Consider the following 9,902-nt stretch of genomic DNA (forward strand, 5'->3'; position numbering starts at 1 on the left):
CATCCTCCGAGAGTTTTACTCTCCGGTAAACCCGGGGCAGTTCAATTCGGCAGTAGATTTTAAGCTCCTCGACGTTCGTTTCCTCGTTCACGCTTCCAGATACCGGGGCATGATGGAAATTCCTGGTATAAAAATTGATTTCTTCTAGTGTTTCTAAAGCTGCCTTATAAACATAATCTGCCTGAGCACTCTTCATGATTCGGATGATGCCGTCCAGCGTTTCGCTCTGCGTAAAGCTCTGCGGGTCTGCCTGTCTATAGAAATACTCCAATACCTTGCGGAGCAACGCGCGGATTTCGGGCGGATCGCCAACAGTGTCGTCGAGAAAGTCGAGCATTTTTGTACGCTCGGTTTCGTGCCGCGGCAGGGTCGAAGTCTCTATATCGAAGCGCGTTAACGTTGAGATGCCCGGCGCGCCGGTCTGAACGGCAACACATGTAATAAGAGCATGATCGATGCGTTCCCACAGGAGCCTAAGAAAGGCTTTGTCGTGGGAGAGGACAATGACCTGTTTGGATTTAGAAACCAATTTCTTGATTTCGTTTGCTGTAAATGTTCGGCGGAATTCATCAAGGCTTGTAAACGGATCGTCCAAAACGACAATCGTTTCCGCAAGACGTGAGTCCGATGCTAGTGATGCCAAGAAAAACGCGAGAGCCAAAACCGATTTGTCACCCGTTGACAGAGTGTTCCGGAAACTTGGTTGAGCAATATTGTCGTCACCGCTTCGTGGAGGAACACGTACATTCTTTATCAAAATGTGATATTCTGCAGCCGGTTCTTTGCTCCGGAAATTTGGCTTCTGGTAGTCGATTTCAAACCCAGCTCCCAGTCTATGTAGATAGGTGTTAATATTTCCACCTAAGGTCGTCGCTACGGTATTAGAATATGTAGTTAACTCGGCTCGACGTCTGGCACGCTCGTTTGTGTAACGGGTCTTATTCTCATCCGCCTTCTGTCGGCTAAGAACGGCCGTTTGAATTGTCGCGTCGGCCCGGAGGCGCCGCGCGTTCAAGAGTGCAAGCTGGGCTTTCAGGTTGCCAAGATTACCCGCCGCGTATTTTGCACGCAAAGCATTGAGCGTTGTACGATGGGCCTCAATTTCTTCGTTTAACGTGAGAATACCTTTCCTTCGCTCGCTCCAGATCGCAAGTGTATTTTGCAAATCTGGATGCGCTACTGGCTCAGCTAGATCTTCTTGTTTCAATTCAAAAAAACGGTTGAGGGCGCGTGCGCATTCCTCCAGCTCTCCTATCAACTCTTTGACTGTATCGCTGTTGTCTTCTGGCGCCAGTACCCCTGTGAGGGTACACCAAGCCTGCCAACGGCTCGCGTTCTCTGCCAGCTTACCCAGCACCTGTTTTTTAAAATCTCCATTAATATAACGCTGAAGCGTAGCGCGCCGCTTGCGAACCTCAGCTGAGAGGAGTTTGTATTGATTGCTAAAGAATACAGTATAGGTATCTATAAGCGTACGATCTGCCAAAAACTGGCCACAAAAGGCGCATTTATCCGAGTTCTGATATTGTAGCCCAGCTTCAAGCCATGCCTCTTGGGGCAAGACAAGTTCATCACCCTTTGCAAGCTGCCTGCTATGCTTTGCAATGTGATCATGAAGCGCCTGATGAGCGCCAGTGGCCATGTCGTCAATTCCACGATCAAGGACATTCTGAAAGATAGCGGCCTCAGTCGGCACGTCCAAGGCGTCAGGAAGCGTTAGTCGGGCGATCTCCGCCGATTTCTCAACGATCCCGATTTCGGTTGTCTTCTCGTCGATTAAGCGAATGATTGCATCGTCGGTTTCGAGAGCAACAAAGGCTGGGAGCTTCAATTGAACGTTGTGCGTTCGCAAAGCCGCATTTATAATCGCCTCGGCATCTCGGAAAGCTTTATCGAATTCATTGACCTGATCGGTCAGTTGGTCGATAGCTCGAACCAGCAAAACTCCGGTCGATCCAATCACGATACCATATTGTCGCTTGAGATGATCCAAGGACACTGCATCGCCGGAATAGACGTTATCGTTAATGAAACATTGGTCATACACCGCTATCATCGGCCTGTGACCTGTCCATACTCCTAAAGAATATTCTGCTGGCAGCCTTTCGAAAAGAAGACGGACCTTCTGAGTGCCGGCACTTGCAAGCGTCTCCCGGCCTTCTACGATCGCGGCAGACCCGGTCGCGGCGGACCGCAGGAGATCCGCCAGTGTAGACTTTCCCCAGCCGTTTTCGCCGAAAACAAGCAGGACCTTCGTGAACGTAATCCGCGACGCCTCAAGGCGTTCAAACCGACCGACCTTTTGAACTTCCAATATCTTGCTGAGCATCGCGTAATCCGGCACATGGTTCGGCCGGTTGCACGTTCATCGTTTCAGTGATGGACCCGAAGCGGCAGTCCACTATGGCTTTAACCCGAATTCGTTCGCAAATCGAGCGGAAACAGAGGCACGTTCCTTTACCCTTCGGACTGTCCGCGTCATCAGGTTTGCTGGACAACGAAGCAGTCCGGGCTTTTGAATGAACCCCGCCGGTATTGACGGAGACGTCCGCTTTCACGTGTTTTTGCCTCGAAGAAGACAGACCGCTGCCCCCCCCCAAACTGCCTGTCAGCTTAGCAGAAACAGAGCAGACAGGCTGTAGTCGCCCTCTTTATTGCCGTTTCGATAACCATTTGCATTTTCTGAAAGCGGACGCAGTTCCGTGTCGGCTATTTAGTTTAGCCTGAGTCTGCAACAGCGACGTTTCAGCACTTAGGGCTAGCGATCTTTGATATCGATTGATATGGTTCTTAGTATTAGGCCGAAATATATCCCGTCCGGGTTGAGGTACATTGGCTCGTGTTCCATATTCAGAGCCAAAAACGAAGGTATGATTTTAATATGACAATAAGACCAACTGCGTCTATTTCAAAGCTTACATTCTCCGGCGGTCAGGAGTTTTATTTCAAACCAAAAGAAAAAGTTATTCTCGTTGGCCCGAATAACAGCGGGAAGTCACAAACTCTACGAGAAATTATTGCAGTCTGTCAAATTGGCAATGAAGCCCGCCCCGTTGTCTTAAAGGAAGTGCAACTTTTAAAATCAGGAACAAGTAATGATCTGAAGGATTTCCTTGAAAAAAAGGCATCATACAGAGATGGTAAATATAGTTACAAAAACTGGCAATTAGTTTCTAATGTAGTAAAGATATGGGATATAGTTCCTTATCTGGATAATGGTCTCTCGGATGGGTATATTAAGAATATTGATGCTAATGATCGACTTCAAATATGTAAGCAACAAAATAATATTGGACCAAATGACCAAAAATCAAAACCACAGCACGTTTTGTATGATAATTCAGCACTTATGGAGAAAGTCAGCCGTCTTTTCCGTCAAGCGTTCGGGCAGGATATCATGTTCGATTACAGGGGTGGTTCGGTTATGCCAATCCATGTGGGCAACCTACCCGACTCAAGCCTAGTCGATCGTGTAGGAGACGCATACGTTGCATCTGTGCGCGCCAACCCGCTTTTGGATCGACAAGGCGATGGAATGAAGAGCTATGCGGGTATTTTATTTGAAACTATCGTTGCTGATCTCGATATCAATTTGCTTGATGAGCCTGAAGCATTTTTGCATCCCCCTCAGATGCGTCGTCTTGGAGAAACCTTAGCCTCAGAAGTTAGTGGACAATTAATTGTAGCCACACATAGCAGCGACATCATGCGGGGCTTTCTGGAAGGGACGAAAGGCAATGTTCGTGTTCTGAGGATTCGGCGTGAGGGGCTACAGAACCTCGTCGCAGAAGCTGATCCTGCCGTGATACAAGAGTTGTGGGCAAGACCTGAGCTAAGATATTCAAACGCTCTTGACGGCGTGTTTCATGAAGAAACGATCATTTGTGAAGATGATAGCGACTGCCGTGTGTTTAATGCAGTAGCGGACCATCTAGCCGCAAAAGATGATAAATTATGGAAAGACACTGCTTATGTGCCAACAAGCGGCAAGCACGGTGTCAAGAAAGTTGCAGAAGTTCTTAGGAATATTGGCGTTCCTATCAAAGTCGTATTCGACATAGATTTCCTGTCTGAGAAAAACGTGGTGAGAGATACTGTTCAGGCGTTCGGAGGAGATTGGAAGGCAATTGAACCACTTTGGACGCGTGTCGATGCCGCCGTCAGGGGGGGAGTGAAACCCAAGTCTGTTGAAGAAATAAAAAGCGAGCTAATTTCTCTTATCCAAAATTGTAAAGAAGAGAGTTTGCCTCGTGGTGACATTACCGAAGCGATGAAGCAAACTTCATCATGGAATCTCATTAAAAAATTTGGGAAAGATGGAATTCCAAGTGGGGCGGCCCAGTTTGAATACGAAACTCTAAAGTGCCGACTGGAAGATATAGGCATTTATTTGGTGCCTGTAGGTGAAATTGAAAATTTCTGTCGAGAATTAGGAAATCACGGCCCCAAGTTCGTTAGAAAATTACTTACTGAAATTCCGCTTGATGATGTTAAGCTCGAATCTCTCAGACAATTCGTCTCCCTTGTTCATAAAGGCAAACATGCGCCTTTATCGGGCGATGCAACGAAACCTGAAAGAAATGAAGATGATACATGAAAAAACAGATTTTTCATCCGCATCTAATTTTATTTGTGTGAATTTTCATAATATATCTTATGACATGCCGAACATATGATTTCTATATTAAGTAATTGACGCGCGTTTAATTTCTTGAGGCCGGACAGCAGTTAGGACAGACTAGCCCTATGAAGTGCGTAGTTGTTACAGGTCTCATATGAATGGCCATTTTGGGTCTAGGTCTGCTCGAAAGCGGACTTACAGCTCTCCCCCCTTTCCGGCCACAGTTCCTTCTACAATCACACCACCCTGCATTCCAAAGCTGGGCCTGTTCTTGGTAAAATCCAGTGTTAGCTACAGGTAAAAGCCTTCTCGCAACCAGTGAATAAAATGCGTTAAACAAAATGAATTAAGAAGGTATTACAGGGTGAAAACCTTACTTATCTCTACTTCACATATAAAATATAGAACCCAGCCCTACGGAATTACGCTCACCTACAGCAGTAGGGTTCGACACATCTAACCCTTACTAGACGCTTCACGATTGGGAGCAGACTAACTTGCTGGGGCAACCTTTATTAGTCTGTTGTAACTCGATAAGAGCTGTTCCCCGGACGATGCGGAGCGAGCCTGCCACCCCCAAGCTTTCACGCTTGGCACCTGCGCCGCAAGGCTGGTTATGCCCTACATCATCATTGGAATCAGGTGACGGCCTTGTTTGTCTCCTGCCTTGATTCCAAAGTTAACCACACCACCAGCAGCGGTGCTGGCAATGTTGACGGCATTCACCCTGTATTCTGTCACAAGCAGCACCACATCGCCGCCGCCAACAAATTGCTTGGGAACCGTGACCGAGACAAAAGGACGACCGGCTTTTATATATGCGCTCTGAACAATGCGTGCCGCTTGATTCAGTGTGTCGATGCTTGTGCGCTTATTCAAGAAACGACTGAGCTTCTTACTAATGTGGTGTGAGCGCAGAAAGCTGATGTCTGTGTCTATGCCTTTAAATCTGGTTGTGAAAGCATGTGAGGCTGGCGGCCTCGTGACGACACGGCTTGCATCTTCAGTGATGAGAATGCCGCGCAGTGTGGTGACTGGCTTAGAGCGATGGCCTGTTACCGTCAGTGATTCATCAGGGGCTGGCATAGGTATGGTGAACTGCGTGCGTGCAGGTAGCTTGGGGGCTGTGCGGTTGAACGCTTGTGCATGTGCTGTGCTGATTGCAGAGCCGGTAAGCAGGGCGAACACCGCTGCTGTCGTCACTTTTCTCATTTTGCTATCTCGCGTGTTTTTCTACAGCGATTTTGCTGTGATGAGATATAGCATGGATCGTATGCAAAAGAGGCGTTGTGGCGTGTTGGGTGTGGTGGTGGTTGGGGTGGTGTGGGAGTGGTGGTGACAGAATGAGGTGCGGTGCGTCAGCGCGATGTGGAGCGAGCCGTGCCAGTCCTCAGCTTTGAGGAACACCTGCGCCGCAAGGCTGAGTTGATTCCTTACAAGGTGTGTCAACTGTGCCAACACGTAAGGAGGTCTCGGTTATCCGGTGTTGATTCTGGCGAGGTGGGGTTGATTCCTGACAGGTAGGGTTGATTCCTGACCTGTGACGGTGCCGTTGACCAGACCTGTTACGGTGGCGTTGACCTGACCTGTGACAATGGAATTGACCGTAGCATTGACCAGACCTGTTACGGCAGCGTTGACCAGACCTGTGACGATGTAATTGACGGTAGCATTGACCAGACTTGTGACGATGGCGTTGACCGCAGCGTTGACCCTACCTGTTACGGTAGTTGTGACGGTCAATGATTACGGTCAATAATGACGGTCAATGATGACGGTAATCTGTGACGATAGTTGTGACGGTCAACAATGACGGTAATCTGTGACGGTCAATGATGACGGTCAATGACAATTCAAAGGATACAAATTTCAGAAAATCGGTTTTAAACTGGTCTGGAATACGGTTTACGGATTGTGCAGTGGTTGGTGGCTGAGGATAACGAGAGCGTACTCTACGGGCTTGTGTGGCGAAAATAGAGGGGTGTTGTTATCTGCAACGGTGGTGTTGCGGCAAGCAGACAGAAAAAACGGTCAGCGGCTCTTATATATAGGGATCATCTTTAAGAAATAAGAAGAGTTCACACACCACGCTCCTGTTGGAATTATTGAGCGCACAGCGCATTGGAACCCGCGCAAAACTGCGGTTTTCAGCACTTTCAAGCAGCCAGTAACCAAATATCAGTAGATAGCCTCTTTTTCCTAAGCCTCTTGCATTACACCATTCACACTGAAAACGAACAAAAATAATACAGAAAACACCCTATTTTTTATGTCTAAAAAATCTATTTCTGGAAGCTAAAAGCAGCATGTTTTTAGGGTCACTTCTGCCCCTGTTTTGCGCGGTGCTTTTGCGTAGAATTTTGGAATGATATCCAGAGAATATTTAGAACCTAATTTCGCATGGATCTTGAAACGATTTTCAGAAATGCCTTGCACTGGTTTTCACCCCTTTTTCGGAGTTATTTTAGAGTAAAAACTCTACCAAAATTCCTAAAAAATGAGTGCTCTTTTGAAGCATATAGATCGCCGATTTTGACCTCTGAGACTACAGGCATTTTCCACATAAAGCCTTTACCTCACATAATCGTAATAGCCCGTAAGGGATACTTCGATCAGCCGATAAATCCAGCATGTATTTGCTCTTACGGTACCTCAACAACCCACCACTTCCTTTTCTCATACTCGACCAAACACACAGAATAAGGCAAGCTGTCACTTACTCTATATACTTGTCATATAAGGCTTTGTTGCATGCCCCGCGGTCGCCCTCGCAAGAATCCTGATACTGCCCCTGCTCCGAAGAAAACCACCAAGGTGAGCAAAGCCAAGGCAGCAAGTGCGACACTGGGCTTTGAACAGCAGATGTTTCTGGCGGCTGACAAGCTGCGCAAGAACCTTGAACCCTCAGACTACAAGCATGTGGCCCTTGGCCTGATCTTCCTGCGCTACATCTCCACCGCGTTTGAAGCGCGCCATGCCAAACTGATGCTGGATGACCCGGCAGCCGCAGAAGACCCCGACGAATATCTGGCTGAAAACATCTTCTGGGTGCCCGAGACCGCCCGCTGGTCTCACCTTAGAGACAACGCCCGTTCTTCCGGCATCGGCAAGATGATTGATGACGCCATGCTGGCCATTGAAAAGGCCAACCCGGAGCAGCTCAAGGGGGTTCTGCCCAAGGATTACGGACGCCCTGCCCTTGATAGCGTGATGCTGGGGGAACTGATCGACCTGATTTCCGACATCGGTATGGGCGATACAGACGACAGGGCGCGGGACGTGCTTGGGCGCGTGTATGAATACTTCCTTGGCGGGTTTGCCGGAGCCGAGGGCAAACGCGGAGGCGAATTCTACACGCCGTCCAGCGTGGTGCGCACGCTGGTCTCCATGCTCGAACCCTATAAGGGCCGGGTGTATGACCCCTGCTGTGGCTCGGGTGGCATGTTCGTGCAGTCTGAACGCTTTGTGGAAACCCATGGCGGCAAGCTGGGTGACATTGCCATTTACGGGCAGGAGAGCAACCACACCACATGGCGCCTGGCCCGCATGAACCTTGCCGTGCGGGGTATTGGCGCGGATATTCGCTGGAACAACGAAGGCAGCTTTCTGCGCGACGAGCTGAAAGACCTGCGCTTTGACTATATTCTGGCCAACCCGCCCTTTAACGTGTCGGACTGGTGGAATGCATCCCTGGAGGAAGACCCGCGCTGGCAGTATGGCAAGCCGCCTGCGGGCAATGCCAACTATGCGTGGCTCCAGCATATACTGTGGCATCTTGCCCCCGATGGCACGGCAGGCGTGGTGCTGGCCAATGGCTCCATGTCCTCCAACCAGAACAGCGAGGGCGAAATCCGCCGCCGGATGGTGGAAGCCGATGTGGTGGACTGCATGGTGGCCCTGCCCGGCCAGCTTTTCTATTCCACCCAGATTCCAGCCTGTCTTTGGTTCCTCACCCGCACCAAGAAGCAAAAAGGCTGGCGAGACCGGCGCGGGGAAATCCTGTTTATTGACGCCCGCAAGCTGGGCAAGCTTGTTGACCGCACCCGCCGGGAACTGACGGACGAGGACGTGGCTCGCATTGCCGACACCTACCACGCATGGCGTGGAGAAAAGGACGCGGGTACCTATGAGGATAGTCCGGGCTTCTGTAAATCCGCCACGCTGGATGAAGTGGAACAGCACGGCTTTGTTCTGACACCGGGCCGCTACGTGGGGGCAGAGGAAGCCGAAGAAGACAGCGTGCCATTTACCGAACGCTTTGCAGCCCTTGAAAAGACCCTGAAAGAGCAGTTTGCGCAGGGTGAAGCCCTGAACACTAAAATTGCCGCATCCCTCAAGCTGATTGTACAGAAGGAGAGTGCGTAATGCTGTATCTTACCCCATTGGAACGCGCTCTCGACCGGCTAAAGGAAGGCTGGGCACGCCACCTTGCCCAGCCCGACGATGAGCAGTTGCGGGATGGCCTGATCCAGCGGTTCGAGTTTACCTATGAACTCAGCCACAAGACCCTGAAGCGCTTTCTGGAAGCCAATTCTGCCTCCCCCGAGGAATATGACCGCATGGGCTTTCCGGACATGATCCGCTCCGCCAATGAGGCTGGACTGCTCAAAAGCGCGTGGCCCCAGTGGAGCGTGTTCCGTAAAATGCGCAACCTGACCAGCCATACTTATAATGAAGCAACAGCCAAACAGGTGGTGGCCACCATTCCAGACTTTATCACGGAAGCCGAATTTTTGCTGGCCACGCTGAAAGAGCGCACAGCGTGACAGGGCAGATCGACATCACGCCTGAAGAGCGGGCCATTGTGCTGCGGATACTCAACGAGATTGTTCCTGACCGTGAAGTGCGGGCTTTTGGCTCGCGCGTGACGGGCAAGGCCAAGCCGTTTTCTGATCTCGATCTGGCGATTGTGGGTGATGAACCTTTGCCGTTAAAGACGCGGGCACAGCTGGAAGAAGCCTTTTCAGAGTCAGAACTGCCGTGGAAAGTGGATGTGCTGGATTGGGCACACACAGATATGACATTCCAAAACATAATTCATAACTCAGGTATCTTGCTTCATGACTGATTGGCACGACGATATACTTGAAAATTGCCTCGAAACTTTATTGGATTACCGGGGTAAGAGCCCGCCAAAGGCATCTGTAGGAATACCTGTTCTTTCTGCGAAAGTCGTAAAAACCAGCGGACTTCTGCAACCTATCGAACAAAAAATTGCTTTCGGTTATTACGCAAAATGAACTGCCCCGGGTTTACCGGAGAGTAAAACTCTCGGAGGATG

Annotated in this window: 8 protein-coding genes; 5 read left to right on the forward strand and 3 right to left on the reverse strand. The window is 49.6% G+C overall.

From position 1 onward, the window contains the following. The coding region (locus Abor_RS12415; RefSeq protein ID WP_048842222.1) for an AAA family ATPase at positions 1 to 2,329 on the reverse strand (2,329 nt) is incomplete at its 3' end. A gap of 552 nt (positions 2,330 to 2,881) precedes the next feature. Here Abor_RS12415 and Abor_RS12420 point away from each other — a divergent pair. Beyond that, positions 2,882 to 4,597 carry an ATP-dependent nuclease gene (locus tag Abor_RS12420; protein ID WP_048842223.1) on the forward strand — a complete coding sequence of 572 codons (1,716 nt, stop codon included), beginning with the start codon at positions 2,882 to 2,884 and terminating at the stop codon, positions 4,595 to 4,597. A 645-nt stretch (positions 4,598 to 5,242) separates the two neighbouring features. Here the strand turns inward: Abor_RS12420 and Abor_RS12425 are convergent. Further along, the gene (locus Abor_RS12425) at positions 5,243 to 5,833 is read right to left on the reverse strand and encodes a POTRA domain-containing protein (protein ID WP_084594530.1); all 591 of its coding nucleotides are present in this window, start codon (positions 5,831 to 5,833) and stop codon (positions 5,243 to 5,245) included. Positions 5,834 to 6,097: 264 nt separating this feature from the next. Next, positions 6,098 to 6,364: a hypothetical protein gene (locus tag Abor_RS12430; RefSeq protein ID WP_146855218.1), complete on the reverse strand. Its 267-nt coding sequence runs from the start codon at positions 6,362 to 6,364 to the stop codon at positions 6,098 to 6,100. A gap of 1,008 nt (positions 6,365 to 7,372) precedes the next feature. Here Abor_RS12430 and Abor_RS12435 point away from each other — a divergent pair. Genes Abor_RS12435 through Abor_RS12450 form a run of 4 tightly spaced genes read left to right on the forward strand, consistent with a single transcriptional unit; the run spans position 7,373 to position 9,861 of the window. Beyond that, the gene (locus tag Abor_RS12435) at positions 7,373 to 8,986 is read left to right on the forward strand and encodes a class I SAM-dependent DNA methyltransferase (protein WP_048842225.1); all 1,614 of its coding nucleotides are present in this window, start codon (positions 7,373 to 7,375) and stop codon (positions 8,984 to 8,986) included. Beyond that, positions 8,986 to 9,387: a nucleotidyltransferase substrate binding protein gene (locus tag Abor_RS12440; protein WP_048842226.1), complete on the forward strand. Its 402-nt coding sequence runs from the start codon at positions 8,986 to 8,988 to the stop codon at positions 9,385 to 9,387. Before Abor_RS12435 ends, Abor_RS12440 begins: the two co-directional genes overlap by 1 nt. Beyond that, positions 9,384 to 9,689 carry a nucleotidyltransferase family protein gene (locus Abor_RS12445; RefSeq protein ID WP_048842227.1) on the forward strand — a complete coding sequence of 102 codons (306 nt, stop codon included), beginning with the start codon at positions 9,384 to 9,386 and terminating at the stop codon, positions 9,687 to 9,689. Before Abor_RS12440 ends, Abor_RS12445 begins: the two co-directional genes overlap by 4 nt. After that, entirely contained in the window at positions 9,682 to 9,861 is a 180-nt protein-coding gene (locus tag Abor_RS12450) for a hypothetical protein (protein WP_146855215.1), read from the forward strand. The genes Abor_RS12445 and Abor_RS12450 overlap by 8 nt, the downstream gene beginning before the upstream one ends. Positions 9,862 to 9,902 lie beyond the last annotated feature (41 nt).

This window comes from Acetobacter orientalis (assembly GCF_000963965.1).
In the GTDB taxonomy this organism is placed as follows: Bacteria; Pseudomonadota; Alphaproteobacteria; order Acetobacterales; family Acetobacteraceae; genus Acetobacter; species Acetobacter orientalis.